The 14213-nt window shown below is 36.5% G+C and carries 16 protein-coding genes; 7 read left to right on the top strand and 9 right to left on the bottom strand.

Annotated features, from left to right (window positions below; translation table 11 throughout):
* Positions 1-30 precede the first annotated feature (30 nt).
* Positions 31-366 carry a hypothetical protein gene (locus tag OZX61_RS04085; protein WP_277095403.1) on the top strand — a complete coding sequence of 112 codons (336 nt, stop codon included), beginning with the start codon at positions 31-33 and terminating at the stop codon, positions 364-366.
* A gap of 168 nt (positions 367-534) precedes the next feature.
* Here OZX61_RS04085 and OZX61_RS04080 read toward each other — a convergent pair whose 3' ends face one another.
* The 8 genes from OZX61_RS04080 to OZX61_RS04045 form a co-directional block, all read right to left on the bottom strand.
* Positions 535-963 carry an organic hydroperoxide resistance protein gene (locus OZX61_RS04080; protein WP_195771794.1) on the bottom strand — a complete coding sequence of 143 codons (429 nt, stop codon included), beginning with the start codon at positions 961-963 and terminating at the stop codon, positions 535-537.
* 90 nt (positions 964-1053) lie between these two features.
* Positions 1054-1494 (bottom strand): MarR family transcriptional regulator, encoded by a 441-nt coding sequence (locus tag OZX61_RS04075; RefSeq protein WP_195771818.1) that lies wholly within the window; start codon positions 1492-1494, stop codon positions 1054-1056.
* A 136-nt stretch (positions 1495-1630) separates the two neighbouring features.
* Positions 1631-2473 carry a cysteine ABC transporter substrate-binding protein gene (locus tag OZX61_RS04070; protein ID WP_195771795.1) on the bottom strand — a complete coding sequence of 281 codons (843 nt, stop codon included), beginning with the start codon at positions 2471-2473 and terminating at the stop codon, positions 1631-1633.
* A 32-nt stretch (positions 2474-2505) separates the two neighbouring features.
* Positions 2506-3237: an amino acid ABC transporter ATP-binding protein gene (locus OZX61_RS04065; RefSeq protein WP_277095402.1), complete on the bottom strand. Its 732-nt coding sequence runs from the start codon at positions 3235-3237 to the stop codon at positions 2506-2508.
* Between the two features lie 7 nt (positions 3238-3244).
* The gene (locus OZX61_RS04060) at positions 3245-3910 is read right to left on the bottom strand and encodes an amino acid ABC transporter permease (RefSeq protein WP_277095401.1); all 666 of its coding nucleotides are present in this window, start codon (positions 3908-3910) and stop codon (positions 3245-3247) included.
* Complete coding sequence (locus OZX61_RS04055; protein WP_211140209.1) at positions 3900-4559, bottom strand: amino acid ABC transporter permease; 660 nt, start codon at positions 4557-4559, stop codon at positions 3900-3902. The genes OZX61_RS04060 and OZX61_RS04055 overlap by 11 nt, the downstream gene beginning before the upstream one ends.
* Before the next feature lie 182 nt (positions 4560-4741).
* A complete protein-coding gene (gene glnA, locus OZX61_RS04050) occupies positions 4742-6151 on the bottom strand; it encodes a type I glutamate--ammonia ligase (RefSeq protein ID WP_237411224.1) in 1410 nt (469 codons plus the stop codon).
* A gap of 522 nt (positions 6152-6673) precedes the next feature.
* On the bottom strand, positions 6674-7096 hold the full coding sequence (locus OZX61_RS04045) for a hypothetical protein (RefSeq protein WP_277095400.1): 423 nt from the start codon (positions 7094-7096) through the stop codon (positions 6674-6676).
* Positions 7097-7491: 395 nt separating this feature from the next.
* Here OZX61_RS04045 and OZX61_RS04040 point away from each other — a divergent pair, with 395 nt between their 5' ends.
* The 5 genes from OZX61_RS04040 to folE all read left to right on the top strand — a co-directional run bounded on the left by OZX61_RS04040 (position 7492) and on the right by folE (position 11362).
* Entirely contained in the window at positions 7492-8076 is a 585-nt protein-coding gene (locus OZX61_RS04040) for an aminodeoxychorismate/anthranilate synthase component II (RefSeq protein WP_195772575.1), read from the top strand.
* A 4-nt stretch (positions 8077-8080) separates the two neighbouring features.
* The gene (gene trpD / locus OZX61_RS04035; protein ID WP_195772576.1) at positions 8081-9136 is read left to right on the top strand and encodes an anthranilate phosphoribosyltransferase; all 1056 of its coding nucleotides are present in this window, start codon (positions 8081-8083) and stop codon (positions 9134-9136) included.
* Between the two features lie 4 nt (positions 9137-9140).
* The gene (gene trpC, locus OZX61_RS04030; RefSeq protein WP_277095399.1) at positions 9141-9944 is read left to right on the top strand and encodes an indole-3-glycerol phosphate synthase TrpC; all 804 of its coding nucleotides are present in this window, start codon (positions 9141-9143) and stop codon (positions 9942-9944) included.
* 68 nt (positions 9945-10012) lie between these two features.
* Positions 10013-10726: a Smr/MutS family protein gene (locus tag OZX61_RS04025; protein WP_277095398.1), complete on the top strand. Its 714-nt coding sequence runs from the start codon at positions 10013-10015 to the stop codon at positions 10724-10726.
* Positions 10727-10813: 87 nt separating this feature from the next.
* Entirely contained in the window at positions 10814-11362 is a 549-nt protein-coding gene (folE, locus tag OZX61_RS04020) for a GTP cyclohydrolase I FolE (protein ID WP_195772589.1), read from the top strand.
* A 340-nt stretch (positions 11363-11702) separates the two neighbouring features.
* Here folE and hemE read toward each other — a convergent pair whose 3' ends face one another.
* A complete protein-coding gene (gene hemE, locus OZX61_RS04015; RefSeq protein ID WP_277095397.1) occupies positions 11703-12773 on the bottom strand; it encodes a uroporphyrinogen decarboxylase in 1071 nt (356 codons plus the stop codon).
* A gap of 186 nt (positions 12774-12959) precedes the next feature.
* Here hemE and OZX61_RS04010 point away from each other — a divergent pair, with 186 nt between their 5' ends.
* Positions 12960-14207 (top strand): L,D-transpeptidase family protein, encoded by a 1248-nt coding sequence (locus OZX61_RS04010; protein WP_277095396.1) that lies wholly within the window; start codon positions 12960-12962, stop codon positions 14205-14207.
* Positions 14208-14213 lie beyond the last annotated feature (6 nt).

The following is a 14213-nucleotide window of genomic DNA, read 5'->3' as shown; positions in this document are numbered from 1 at the left end:
TAAGCAAAAATTTATCTAAAGAGCAACTGAATGAAAAAAGAATTATCAGATAACAATCCAAGTTATTATAGTTTATTTTTAATTTTAGGCATGTTTTCTTATTGGGGTGGAATCTTATATCTCATAAGCATGAAAAGTAAAGGAGTATATATAGTTAGTGATATTGGTACTTTTAATTTCAAAATGGGAATAGGTTGTGCAATTTTAGGAAAAGTCTTTGAGATTCTTTTTAATAAGCTAGAAGAAATTAATTATTTATTTTTAAAAAATATTATTGGTTGTTTTTGTAATTTAAATGCTGGCATTGTAGTTGCTGCAGCATTTTCAATCTTTATGTTCATTATTCCTAGTGGTGGTAAAGCCTAACTTCTAAACTATATAGCTCTTAACTTTTCTTATAAAAGCCTGAAAACTAATATTGACATCTGTCCGCCATATATATGAAATCAGCCATACTAAACTGAAGACAAAGCCATAATACCCCTAAAAAAATACCCACCATAATGGTGGGTACTTTAATTTAAATTTAAATCATTAAGCGACAATATTTAGTGTTACATCAATGTTGCCACGAGTTGCATTTGAGTATGGGCATACAATGTGTGCAGCATCTACCAATTTCTGAGCAGCTTCTTGCTCCATCTCTGGCAAATGAATATTTAATGTCACTTGAATACCAAAACCATTTGGAATTGGGCCAATACCTACTTCACCCTCAATAAAGGTATCTTTTGGCATCGCAATTTTGTCACGACCCGATACAAACTTCATTGCCCCTAGGAAACATGCAGAATAGCCTGCGGCAAAAAGTTGTTCTGGGTTAGTTGCTTCACCGCCTGCACCACCCATTTCTTTTGGTACACCGAGTTTAACATCTAGTACACCATCACTTGATGTTGCACGACCATCACGACCACCCGTTGCTTTTGCTTTTGCTGTATAAACGACTTGTTCCAATGACATTGTTATTACTCCACCGTTAATAATGATTGTTTACGATTATATCGTACACGATATAAATTATCCGTCAACTGCCTTTTGATATTATTTTTCTTACTTCTGATTTAACCTATCACGCAATTCATTTAATTGTTGTTTTATTTCTATCATTGTTTGTAATTCACAACCTGAAGCACATTGTATTTGATTAGGAATATCCTTCATCTTTGCTTTTAACTGCATCCCTTCATCCGTTAAAGAAACAAGTACTTGCCTTTCATCTTGCTTTGAACGATGACGTACCACCCATTTTAAAGCCTCTAGTCTTTTCAACAGTGGTGTAAGTGTAGAAGACTCTAAAAATAACCGCTTACCGATATTTGAAACTGTCAAATGATCTTCTTCCCACAAAACCAATAAAACCAAATACTGTGGATAGGTTAATCCCCACGGCGAAAGTAATTTTCTATAAGTCTGATTTAGAGACAAGTTCATAGAGTAGACGGCAAAACAAAACTGGTTATCTAACTTTAATAATTCATCTTGTTCAAACATCATTTCACCCACTCTACTTATCCAATCTAATTGATCAGTTTACTACAAAACGAAAATTATATTTGTATACCATCTTCACATACAAAAAAGCCCTTATACAAGACAAGGACTTTTCTAATAGTGCAGGAACTATAGATTATTCAATAAGTAATTCTTTTTCTGAAATATCTGTACCATATACAGGTTTCAGTGTTTTTTCATATGCCTGTTGCATTACACCTTCTTTCGTCAGCTTATCCATTTCTTGGTCAAGCCAATTCAATAAAGCAGTATCGCCTTTCTTCACTGCAGGAGCAATAAAGTCATGTTGCCCTAGTGTTGGAATACCCACTTTAAAGTTTGGATTCTCTTTTGCCCAAGCAAGTACTAACAAGTTATCATGTGCAAGTGCAGCACCACGCCCATCTTTTAAAGCATCAAACGTTTCAGTATTTTGCTCATACTTTTGTAGCTTAATCTCAGGATGATTCTTAGTGAAGAAATTATCTGCTGTTGTGCCTTTATTCACAAGTAAGATTTTATCTTTCAGCTGCGTCAAATCGGTAATTTGATGATCTTTAGGAGAAACAATGCCTAAAGCAACTTTAAGATATGGTTTTGCATAATCTACCACTTCTTTACGTTCAGGCGTAATGGTGAAGTTTGCAAAAATAATGTCGACTTTATTCGATTTTAGATATTCAACACGGTTAGCGGCTTCAGTAGGAACGAATTGGACTTTCTTTTCATCACCCAATAAATCTTTTGCTACATGTTTTGCAATTTCAACATCAAAACCTTGATTATTGCCTTTTTCATCTAGATAACCAAATGGTGGTTTATCAGTAAATACACCGATACGAACGACATCATTCTTCTTAATACGATCGATCGATGACAAGTTTGCATCTGTAGATTGTTCCTGCTTACTGCATGCTGTCAGCCCCATTGCGAGTAATGATGCTGCAACCAATACTTTGGCACCACGAATAAATCCCATAGTTATACCTTTCACATGTTATATTCTTAGCATTAATATGCCAAAATATTTAAGAAGTTACGTGCACGCTCTGTTTTTGGATGTTCAAAAAACTCCTCTGGCGATGCTTCCTCGATAATATGACCTTGATCCATAAATACAATACGATCTGCAACTTTTCGCGCAAATGACATTTCATGTGTCACAATCAGCATTGTCATACCTTGCTGTGCAAGCTCAAGTACAACATCTAAAACCTCTCTCACCATTTCAGGGTCGAGTGCTGCTGTGATTTCATCCATAAGAATGACTTCTGGATTCATGACCAACGCGCGCACAATTGCGATACGCTGTTTTTGACCACCTGATAGCTCTCGAGGGTACGCATTCTTTCGATGCATAAGCCCCACACGAGTGAGTAGTTCATCTGCAATTTTTTCAACGTCTTTTGCATTTCGATTTTGAACTTTTACAGGACCCAGCAAAATATTATCTAAAATGGTCATATGACCAAATAATTCATAGTTCTGAAATACCATACCCACTTTAGCACGGGCTTTTTCCCAACGTATATCTTTACCTAATACACCACTGCCCTCTAAAACAATTTCACCACCTTGAATTGTCTCTAGACCATTGACACAACGTAATAGTGTACTTTTACCACAGCCAGATGGGCCTAAAATAACAACAACCTCTCCACGCTGTACATTTAGGTCTACACCTTTTAATACAGGTGTTTCACCAAAAGCTTTTTGTAATTGTTGGATGGATAATAAAGCCATAATTTGCCTACTCCCAAATTTTTTCTAAATATGTAGCTAACTTTGACAATGGGTAGCAAATTGCAAAATATAGAATAAAAATAAATCCATACACCCATAGTGATGCATTTGGAACAACCAATAGGGAGTTTTCTATTAACTGTTGTCCCACTTTAATAACATCAACCACACCAATTAAAACAGCCAAAGAGCTTGTCTGCACCATGCGTGTAAACAAATTAATACTCGCCGGTGTCACGCGCTTTAAACTCTGAGGTAAAACAATGTAGTACAGCGTCTGCCACTGCGTCATACCTAACGCATAACTTGTATCACGTTGATGCTTATCAATCGAAGAAATCGCAGCTCGAACAAGATCGCCCATTTCTGCAGTTCCCCACATCACAAAAACCACAATACAAACACTAAAAGAAGAAAGCTGCCAGTTAAACCATGTTGCAAAGCCAAAATAGAAAATAAACAACCACACCAATATAGGAATAATACGAATTGATTCTAAATAAATACGGCAGATACTACGAACAATTAGATTATTGGATGTCATTACAATTCCAAATATTGCACCCAATATAGCTGCAAAGAAGATTGAAATGAATGAAATCTTTATGGTCTCAAATAAACCAAACATCAACCGTTCAAGGTGACTTGGTTGAAATAAATACTCAAACCCCATGACTCACCTTACGACTGCGATACTCTAGAAAACTTGTGATTAAGGAAACAGGTAATAAAATAATCAAATAAGAACTTACTAATAGAAACAATGCTTCAGTGGTTTTATAGTCCATACCAATTAAGTCTTTCGTGACAAATAGCAACTCGACCACAGCAATAGCGCTGACAATAGAACTCTCTTTAATAAGAAATAGACAGTTTGCACCAATTGAGGGCACAGAAATTGCGAATGCTTGAGGAAATGTAACATGCATAAATACTTGGATTGGTGTCAAACCAATACTTTTGGCTGCATCGATTTGCCCTTTAGATACAGCCTGTAAGCCTGCTCTAAATGCCTCTGCCATATAACTTCCACCTAAAAAGGTTAAACCAATGACACCACATGTAAATCCTTCTAACTTAATTCCTACCTTAGGTAAACCATAATAAAGGAAGAAGAGCTGAATTAATAAAGGTGTGTTACGAGAAAGCTGAATATAAATTTTTGCAATTGTGCCTAAAACACGTATTTTGTACGTCACAACAACTGCGCACAGCAACCCCACAAGCATAGCTAAAATAATACTAATGCATGAAATTTTTAAAGTTGTTAATATCGCATGTCCAAATTGAGGTGCGACACTATAAATATATTGCCAGTTCAAAAGACATCCTAATAAAAATAGAGGTTTACTATAATTTTTTGCATTTTATTGAGTTTGATGAACGCTGAACAGCAAAACATTAGAATAAAATAATATTTGTATATTCTTTTTATTGATAAAGAAAAGTATTTTTAATCATAAATATAAAAAAGCCTGCTTATGCAGGCTTTTTTATTTAACGCTTAAACGCTGTAGTACATGTCAAATTCAACTGGGTGAGTTGTCGTATTTAAACGACGAACTTCTTCAGTTTTTAATTCGATGTATGCGTCTAGCATATCTTTCGTGAATACACCGCCTCTTAACAAGAACTCTTGATCCGCTTCTAACGCATCTAAAGCCATTTCTAGACTGTGCGCCACTGTTGGGATTTTTGCTTCTTCTTCAGGAGGAAGGTCATATAAGTTCTTATCTGCTGCTTCACCCGGATGGATTTTATTTTGAATACCATCAAGACCTGCCATTAATAATGCAGAGAATGCTAAGTACGGGTTTGCTGCTGGATCAGGGAAACGTGCTTCAATACGTTTTGCTTTCGGGCTAGAAACATAAGGAATACGAATAGACGCTGAACGGTTACGTGCAGAGTAAGCAAGCATAATTGGTGCTTCGTAATGAGGAACCAAACGCTTATAAGAGTTTGTAGATGGGTTTGTTAAAGCATTTAATGCACGAGCATGCTTAATGACACCACCAATAAAGTAAAGTGCTGTTTCTGAAAGACCTGCATACTCATCGCCAGCAAACAAGTTTTTGCCATCTTTAGAGATAGAGATATGTACATGCATGCCTGAACCATTATCACCCACCATTGGTTTTGGCATAAAGGTTGCTGTTTTTGCATATTGGTGTGCAACATTATGAATTACATATTTAAATTGTTGCACTTCATCAGCTTTACGAACCAATGTATTGAAACTTACACCAATTTCTAACTGGCAAGATGCCACTTCATGGTGATGTACTTCTACACGGCCTTCACCCATCACTTCTTCTAGTTTTGCACACATTTCTGCACGCATATCATGATGAGAATCTACTGGAGGAACTGGGAAGTAACCACCTTTCACACGTGGACGGTGGCCTGAGTTACCTGCATCAAAGTCCTTACCTGTAGACCAAGCAGCTTCTTCAGCGATTAATGTATGGCGCGCGCCAGACATATCGATGTCCCACTTCACTTCATCAAATACAAAGAATTCTGGTTCAGGACCAAAAAATGCTGTATCACCAATTCCTGTAGATTTTAAATACTCTTCTGCACGGCGTGCAATTGAACGTGGATCACGTTCATAACCTTGTCCTGTCGCTGGCTCTACAACATCACAAGTCACAACAACAGTCGGTTCAGCAAAGAATGGATCAATAAAAGCACTCTCTGCATCTGGACGTAAAATCATATCTGATGCTTCAATGCCTTTCCAACCAGCAATTGAAGAACCATCAAACATTTTACCGTCTTCAAAATTATCCTCATCCACAGAATGTGATGGATAAGTGACGTGTTGTTCTTTCCCTTTTGTATCTGTAAAGCGAAAATCAACCCACTTAGCACCAGTTGCCTGAATGAGTTCTAGAACCTTGTTCGCCATGCTCTTTGCTCCAATATGAAGTGTTTTATTGCACTTATGCAGTGCGTCTTGCAGTTAGGCTTTAGAATGCAAACCTCATGCCAACTTCAGGTCAAATCTTTCATTGTCATTCGATTTCTTATTCATTGCCCTGTCTTACTTTAAATAACAATAGAATAATTACGTTGTAGATGCCAGTCATCGCACTAGAATAAAACAATTTATGCACATCTCTAATTGAGTATGTAGAAATTACATTCAAATTTCTAGCATATAACAAAAATTAATTGCACCAAATTAGCACATTCAAGCTTTCGCATGCTTTTATTGCACCAACTTATATCAAAATTATAGTTTGAGCATTCATTAAATGCCTGAAATATAAAATGATCGCTATAAAGTTGAACCCAATGCTCAAAGAAAGGAATTTCAAAAAATTGAATCAACCCTGATTCTTTCATATCTATTACATATTTTTGTATTTATTGAATGAATATTTAAAAGTATAAAAAACCATCCGAAGATGGTTTTCTTGAACTACATTTAATTATGCCAAAAAGTTGCATTTGGATTCGCTACAGCATCTTCACCGTATCTTGAACTATATTTATAAATTTTATTTACTTTCATCGATTTACAAATATTAGAGTCAGCCCCAATTAAACGACTTACTTTTTCGCACTCAGCCATCCCCATTGCATTTATAAAGGTTAACTTATCTTCAGGATAGGCATACAAATAGTACTTAGTCATATAATTCATCTTTTTTTCACAAGTATTATTTCCATTTCCATTTGCTACTTTTACAGCTAACCCCTTTTCTAAAAAATTAAGATTGCTCTCATCATCACCAGACACAATACATATTCTATAACCCGGCTGAGCATATACCGTCGTAAAACCTAAAATGTTTATAGCAAATAAAAAAACTACTACGCGCATTATTCTTCTTTCAAAACTAAACACTGACAATCCTTAATACTTATTAAAACGATAAATAAACAGCGTCGGCATATTATTATATTAAATAAATCACATTTTAATATTTTTGTGTTATTAAAGTAACACTATTATTCTCTTGATTTTTATACTGCCTCTCTTATAGCTTACATAAATGATTCACTTGAATCCCCCTTTAGATGTGCATGTAAAATTCAATCCACTGTAAGGTAAAAATAGAATATAAAAATCTGGCTTTACTCTTATATGAATGATGTCGTCACAAATCGATTAAATTCTGATAAAGTAGTAACTTAAGAGTGGCTTTTTTATTTATGCATAAAAATGCAAACTTTTATTTCTGTGATAATCAATTCACTTAAATAAATTAATTAATTAACTTTCAAAAGGTTGCCATTAAAATGCTTTTAATGATTGATAACTACGATAGCTTTACCTATAACATCGTCCAATACTTTGGCGAGTTAGACCAAGAGGTTAAAGTTGTTCGCAATGACCAAGTATCATTAGAGGACATAGAACGATGGCAGCCTCAATACCTTGTCATTGGACCAGGACCATGTTCTCCAACCGAGGCAGGTATTTCAATTGCTGCTATTCAGCACTTTGCTGGAAAAATTCCAATACTGGGTGTGTGTTTAGGGCATCAAAGTATTGGTCAAGCATTTGGTGGCAAGACCGTTCGTGCTAAAACAGTGATGCACGGTAGACTTTCAGAAATGTATCATACAGACGTAGGTATTTTCTCTCATCTACCATCACCTTTTACAGCAACACGCTATCATTCGCTTGTCATCGATCAAAATAGTCTTCCTGAATGTTTAGAAGTGACTTGTTGGACCAATCAACCCGATGGAACTATAGAAGAAATTATGGGTGTACGACACAAAACTCTTCCTATAGAGGGCGTACAGTTTCACCCTGAATCAATTTTAAGTGAACACGGGCATAAAATTTTCAATAACTTCTTGGAAACATATAAGTGACATTATGAATATTCAGCAAGCAATAAAAAATATGACCAAGAATATTCATTTGACTGAAACACAAATGAAAGCGGTCATGCACAGTATTATGCAAGGTGAAACAACCAATGCCCAAATTGGTGCGTTTCTTATGGGTTTACGCTTAAAGGGTGAAACCATAGAAGAAATCACAGCTGCTGCTCAGGTTATGCGTGAACTTGCAATTCACGTTAAACCAGAGAGCACTGAACACCTGATTGACATTGTTGGTACAGGTGGAGATGGTCAGAATCTCTTTAATGTTTCTACAGCATCGAGTTTTGTCATTTCATCAGCAGGTGCAACTGTTGCTAAACATGGGAACCGTGGGGTATCAAGTCATTCAGGTTCTTCAGACTTGCTTGAAAAAGCAGGGATTCAGTTAGATTTATCAATGAGTCAAACTGAGCGCTGTTTAAATGAAATGGGTATTGGATTTTTATTTGCCCCTAACCATCATAAAGCAATGAAATATGCGATTGCACCACGTAAAGAGCTTGGAATCCGCACTATATTTAATCTATTAGGGCCATTAACCAATCCTGCTGGTGTTCAACGTCTGGTTGTGGGCGTATTTTCAGAAGAGCTCTGTCTTCCAATTGCAGAGGTTTTGAAAAATTTGGGTGCCATCCATGTCATGGTTGTACATTCAAAAGATGGTCTAGATGAAATTAGTCTTGCAACTCAAACAACAGTTGCAGAGTTAAAAGATGGTGAAATTAAGACTTGGCAAATTTCTCCTGAGCATGTCGGCATTCAGGCACAGGCATTGAATGGTTTAAGTGTCAATAGCTCACAAGATAGTCTAAAACTCATTAAAGATGCACTTGGTCGTAAAAAATCTGATCTTGGGCAAAAAGCTGCCGATATGATTGCACTCAATGCTGGTGCAGGCATATATGTTTCAGGACTTGCCAAAGACTATGCACAAGGTGTTGCTTTCGCACAAGACATTATTGATGGTGGACAAGCACTTGAAAAAATGAGTGTGTTTGCCGAATACACAAAAACATTAAAACTTGTTGAATCAACAACTGAGTAAGACTATGGATATCGCAAATACTATTTTAGGCAAAATTATTGACCGAAAAGTTGAAGAACTTGCCATACGTCGTAAGCAACATACGTTATATGACCTAGAACAACTTACAAAGAATGCAAGTGCCATTCGCCCTTTTGCTCAAGCATTACGTCAAAAAAGACCGGGGGTTATTGCTGAAATTAAGAAGGCTTCTCCCTCTAAAGGAGTCATTCGTGCAAACTTTGATCCAGCAGAAATTGCTGAACAATATGAAAATGCTGGAGCTGCTTGTTTATCCGTACTCACTGATGTCGATTTTTTTCAGGGTGCCGATGAGAATATTCACTTAGCACGACAAAACTGTAATTTGCCTGCACTTAGAAAAGATTTTCTGATAGACCCATATAATGTGGTAGAAGCACGTGCCTTACATGCTGACTGTATTTTACTTATTGTGGCTTGTTTATCCAACCAACAGCTTGAAGAAATGTCTAAAACAGCATTTGAATATGGTTTAGATGTATTGGTTGAAGTGCATAATGAAAATGAATTAGAACGCGCACTACAACTAAGTGATCGTTGCTTACTTGGTGTCAATAACCGAGATCTTAAAACCTTTAAAGTTGATCTCAACAATACCATTCGTTTAAAAAATTTACTTAGCCCTGAGCGACTATTAATTACGGAAAGTGGAATAGCCACCCCTGAAGATATTGCACTGATGCAAAGCAACAATATTAACCATTTCTTGGTTGGCGAAAGCTTTATGAAACAGAAGAATCCTCAACAAGCATTTTATGACTTGTTTGGAAAGCCTTCTCTTATATAATTACCCTCTACTTTCAAAAGGCAGTCTGTAGACTGCCTTTTTATTCTATTGCTATACAGGAAGTCGTTATGAGTAAATCGGATAGTTTTCTTTCCAAAGAACAAGAACGTCTATTAAAACAATTTCGCAAACAAATCAGACAACCTCAAACTCATCTTGCAATAGACTCATCTAATAAAGACGTATCTACAGTCGTAAATTCTTCAAATGATCAAGAAAAAGTAGACGACTCAATTGCCCTCTTTCAACAGGCTGTTCAAGGCGTAAAGAAATTAGATTCTGGGAATATTGCACAAATTTCTAAATCAAAACCTAAAAAACTAGATGCACAACTTTTGGCAAAACGTGTCGCTGCTGAAGGAGATCATACACAAGAACACGCAGAACTTTCAGATACACAAGCTGCATTAAACCCTGTAGGTAGCCAACAAACTTTAAATTATCGTATTGCGACCTTACAACATAGAGTATTTGAGGACTTAAAAACAGGAAAACTTCGTTGGTTTGAAGCAGTAGATTTACATGGTTGTACTGTTGAGGAAGCACGTCAAGCTGTTCTCCAGATTATACAAATGGCGAAAGATGAAAATCAGAATGTAATTAAAATTGTGCATGGGAAAGGCCCTGAAGCAATTTTAAAAACTTATGTAAATGGTTGGCTTCGTCAACATAGAGATGTGATTGCTTTTGTCAGTGCCCCTGAAAACCAAGGCGGTACAGGAGCAGTATTGGTCCTTCTAAAACGTGCGGAAAAAAATCCAAAATATCAACAGCAATCTTAGATATGTACATTAAATGTTTTAGAAAGATAAATTTCTGCTACAATACTGCCCTTGCTCAATTTGTGTAAGTGAACACCTGTTATGTCTATGCAGCAATCCTACGAAAATATTCTTGAAGCCGTTGGTGAAGACCTTGAACGCCCAGGTCTCAAAGATACGCCTATACGTGCCGCAAAAGCATTTTCGTATTTGACGTCAGGCTATAATAAAACACTCGAAGAAGTCACGAATGATGCGGTTTTTCCATCAGATAACCGCGAAATGGTCTTAGTCAAAAACATTGAATTTTATTCTCTATGTGAACACCATTTACTGCCTTTTTATGGTCGTGTACATATTGCCTACCTTCCTGAAGGACAGGTTTTAGGTCTTTCAAAGTTTGCGCGTATTACTGAAATGTTTGCTCGCCGTTTACAAATTCAGGAAAATCTTACCCAAGAGATTGCTGAAGCGATAGAAAAAATTACAGGTGCACGCGGTGTTGCTGTAGTCATCGACTCTGCACATATGTGCATGATGATGCGTGGTGTCGGCAAACAAAACTCAACAACACGTACTGTGTCATTTGTTGGCGAGTTCAAAACCAATACTGAGTCACGCCGTGAGTTTTTAAGTGCTGTGCCTGAAAGCTATTAATCTATAAGCCTCTTGTATCCGTGATACAAGAGGCTTGGCTTTTTATCTCAGAATTACTGCTATAAATTAACTAGAAGTAATCTACTTTTTTGTCTTTAAACTAAAAATATATTTAAAAATGTTTAATTAAAATTAAGGTTATAACAATATAAAACAGACGCGTTACTTTAATTTTTTACAGCAGAATACAGCGATCTTTCCGGTCCCACCTAAAGCCTTCTTTTATTATTAAATAGCGATAGTAATGAGTTAAAAGCCATATAGTACTCAGCTTGATAAAGGCATTTTTCTGTAAAAAAAAGCATGACATAAGTCATGCTTAAAATGATTCATTTATGTATTATAAATATTTCGCACTATATTCATGCACTGTATCTACAAATATTTTTGGCATATCAGGGTTTACCCATTGAGTAATTCCATGACCCAAATTGGCAACATACCCAGTTTTTTCACCATTTGCATATGCATCGTCAAGCATTAATTTGACAGCACGTTCTATAGTTTGAGTTGAGCCATACAATGTTGCAGGATCTAGGTTTCCTTGCAGGGCAGCACGACCATTAACAAGTTTACGAGCTTCATCTAAACGCGTAGTCCAATCTAAACCAAATGCATCTGCGCCTGTATCCAACATAACATCTAGCCACTGTCCTCCACCTTTAGTAAATAAAATTACAGGGATACGACGACCATCTTTTTCACGAATTAAACCCTTTACAATTTTCTGCATATAATTCAGTGAAAAATCAATGTATTCGCGATGAGCTAATGCGCCGCCCCAACTATCAAATATTTGAATCGCCTGTGCTCCTGCTTCAACTTGCGCATTTAAATAGTCAATAACAGCATCAGCTAAATGATCAAGCAAAGCATGTAAGAGTTCAGGTGTTTTATAGAGCATCTCTTTAGTATAACGATAATCTTTACTAGACCCACCCTCAATCATATAAGTTGCTAGTGTCCAAGGGCTTCCAGAAAAGCCAATTAGTGGAACACTGCCACCCAAAGCTGAACGAATTGCAGTAACTGCATTCATTACATAGTCTAAATCTGTTTGAGCATTAATTTTGGGTAAATCTTGAATATCTTTTTCTGTACGAATTGTTTTTTTAAATTTTGGCCCTTCACCTGTTTCGAAATAAAGACCAAGCCCCAAAGCATCGGGAACAGTTAAAATATCTGAGAATAAAATAGCAGCGTCTAAATCATAACGACGCAAAGGCTGTAACGTGACTTCACAGGCAAACTCGGTATTTCTACATAACGATAAGAAATCACCCGCTTTTGCACGTGTTTCACGATATTCAGGTAAATAACGACCAGCTTGTCGCATCATCCAAATTGGTGTTGTATCTACTGATTCTCTTAATAAGGCTCGAAGAAAACGATCATTTTTTAAAGCCGTCATACCTATCCCAATCATTTAATTATTTGTTTAGTGTGTAATTATAACAAAAAAGCATATCTAGAAGATAACAGAGCATCTCGATTGTCATGATTGAAACTATACATTACGAAATAATTAATGCACAAAATAATAAATTCTGTAATACTAAATGCGTTTAACAACAATATAATTCTAAGGTTTACCACAATGTTTGTTCGCTCATTACTCGCTGTGAGTTTAAGCTACTTGATGATCAATAGTGCTTTTGCCGCTTCAGATGTAGCGCAATCAGCCCCTACAGATCAATCTGAACAAGTTGCATCAGCTCCCGTAGCAGATCCAATCGATCCACTATCATTAGACAATAAAAGCGCATCTGAAATCATGGCTGGTGCTGCTGACTCATCTGCTTCAGATGTCGTTGCCACATCAGAAGCTCAAATGACGCCACAAGAGCAAAATAACTTAAACGATGTCGCGAAGACAGTTAAAAATATTGATAATTCACCAGAAAAATCAAATACAAAAACTGCAACAAAATTTTCCAAAACTGCTTGGACACTAGATAATCTAAATAGTGTCGAGTGGTATAGTAATATTGGTCGTGGGCAATTTCCTATTTATGCACGTGCACAAGTTATGCTAAACAATGCACATGCTTCACCTGGAGCCATTGATGGTTCTAGTGGTAAAAATACGCTCAAAGCAATTGCTTCCTTTCAACAAATGCGCGGATTGCAACCAACGGGCATTTTAGATGAAGATACTTGGAATGCATTAATGGCATCTCAAGGAGATAAGCCAGCTTACATCGAATATACAATTTCAGCAGAGGATCTTAAAGGTCCTTATGCAAAAGAAATTCCACACGACTATGCCTTACAAGCAAAGATGAAAGGCTTGTATTATACAAGTGTTCCAGAAATGCTCGGTGAAAAATTCCATATGGATGAAGCTTTCTTGAAACAGCTCAATCCAAAAGCAAATTTCAACCAAATTGGTCAGAAGATTATTGTTACAAGCGTTCGCAATAATTTACCCGAAAATATTCATCTAATTGTTGCTCATAAAGGAGCTAAACAGCTCTACTTATTCAACTCGCAAAATCAAATGGTTGGATCATTCCCAGCGACAATTGGAAGTTCAGATACACCATCTCCAACAGGGTCTTATAAAGTTGTTGGTGTAACACCAAATCCTTGGTATAGCTATTCACCAAGTAACTTTGTACAAGGTAATAACTTAAAACCTCTATCACTACCACCAGGTCCAAATGCACCAGTGGGTAATATTTGGATTGGTTTAAGCAAAAAGTCGTTTGGTATCCATGGTACACCAAACCCTTCTTTAGTATCCAAAACAGCATCACACGGCTGTATACGTTTAACCAACTGGGATGCCAATGACCTTGGCAGAAAAGTTAAATCGGGTACAATTGTCAAATTCTTGGAATAATCTATC

Origin of the sequence: Acinetobacter sp. ESL0695, from assembly GCF_029392135.1 — a bacterium.
GTDB lineage: Bacteria > Pseudomonadota > Gammaproteobacteria > Pseudomonadales > Moraxellaceae > Acinetobacter > Acinetobacter pollinis.
This window is presented reverse-complemented; position numbering and strand designations above follow the sequence as displayed.

What these genes read in the sequence shown, in the direction of transcription:
- trpD (WP_195772576.1), top strand. Translation starts at nt 8,081, where the DNA reads ATGAATATTCAGCAAGCAATAAAAAATATGACCAAGAATATTCATTTG.
- OZX61_RS04085 (WP_277095403.1), top strand. Translation starts at nt 31, where the DNA reads ATGAAAAAAGAATTATCAGATAACAATCCAAGTTATTATAGTTTATTT.
- OZX61_RS04075 (WP_195771818.1), bottom strand. Translation starts at nt 1,494, where the DNA reads ATGTTTGAACAAGATGAATTATTAAAGTTAGATAACCAGTTTTGTTTT.
- OZX61_RS04070 (WP_195771795.1), bottom strand. Translation starts at nt 2,473, where the DNA reads ATGGGATTTATTCGTGGTGCCAAAGTATTGGTTGCAGCATCATTACTC.
- hemE (WP_277095397.1), bottom strand. Translation starts at nt 12,773, where the DNA reads ATGACGGCTTTAAAAAATGATCGTTTTCTTCGAGCCTTATTAAGAGAA.
- OZX61_RS04040 (WP_195772575.1), top strand. Translation starts at nt 7,492, where the DNA reads ATGCTTTTAATGATTGATAACTACGATAGCTTTACCTATAACATCGTC.
- OZX61_RS04080 (WP_195771794.1), bottom strand. Translation starts at nt 963, where the DNA reads ATGTCATTGGAACAAGTCGTTTATACAGCAAAAGCAAAAGCAACGGGT.
- OZX61_RS04060 (WP_277095401.1), bottom strand. Translation starts at nt 3,910, where the DNA reads ATGGGGTTTGAGTATTTATTTCAACCAAGTCACCTTGAACGGTTGATG.
- folE (WP_195772589.1), top strand. Translation starts at nt 10,814, where the DNA reads ATGCAGCAATCCTACGAAAATATTCTTGAAGCCGTTGGTGAAGACCTT.
- trpC (WP_277095399.1), top strand. Translation starts at nt 9,141, where the DNA reads ATGGATATCGCAAATACTATTTTAGGCAAAATTATTGACCGAAAAGTT.
- glnA (WP_237411224.1), bottom strand. Translation starts at nt 6,151, where the DNA reads ATGGCGAACAAGGTTCTAGAACTCATTCAGGCAACTGGTGCTAAGTGG.
- OZX61_RS04010 (WP_277095396.1), top strand. Translation starts at nt 12,960, where the DNA reads ATGTTTGTTCGCTCATTACTCGCTGTGAGTTTAAGCTACTTGATGATC.
- OZX61_RS04065 (WP_277095402.1), bottom strand. Translation starts at nt 3,237, where the DNA reads ATGGCTTTATTATCCATCCAACAATTACAAAAAGCTTTTGGTGAAACA.
- OZX61_RS04025 (WP_277095398.1), top strand. Translation starts at nt 10,013, where the DNA reads ATGAGTAAATCGGATAGTTTTCTTTCCAAAGAACAAGAACGTCTATTA.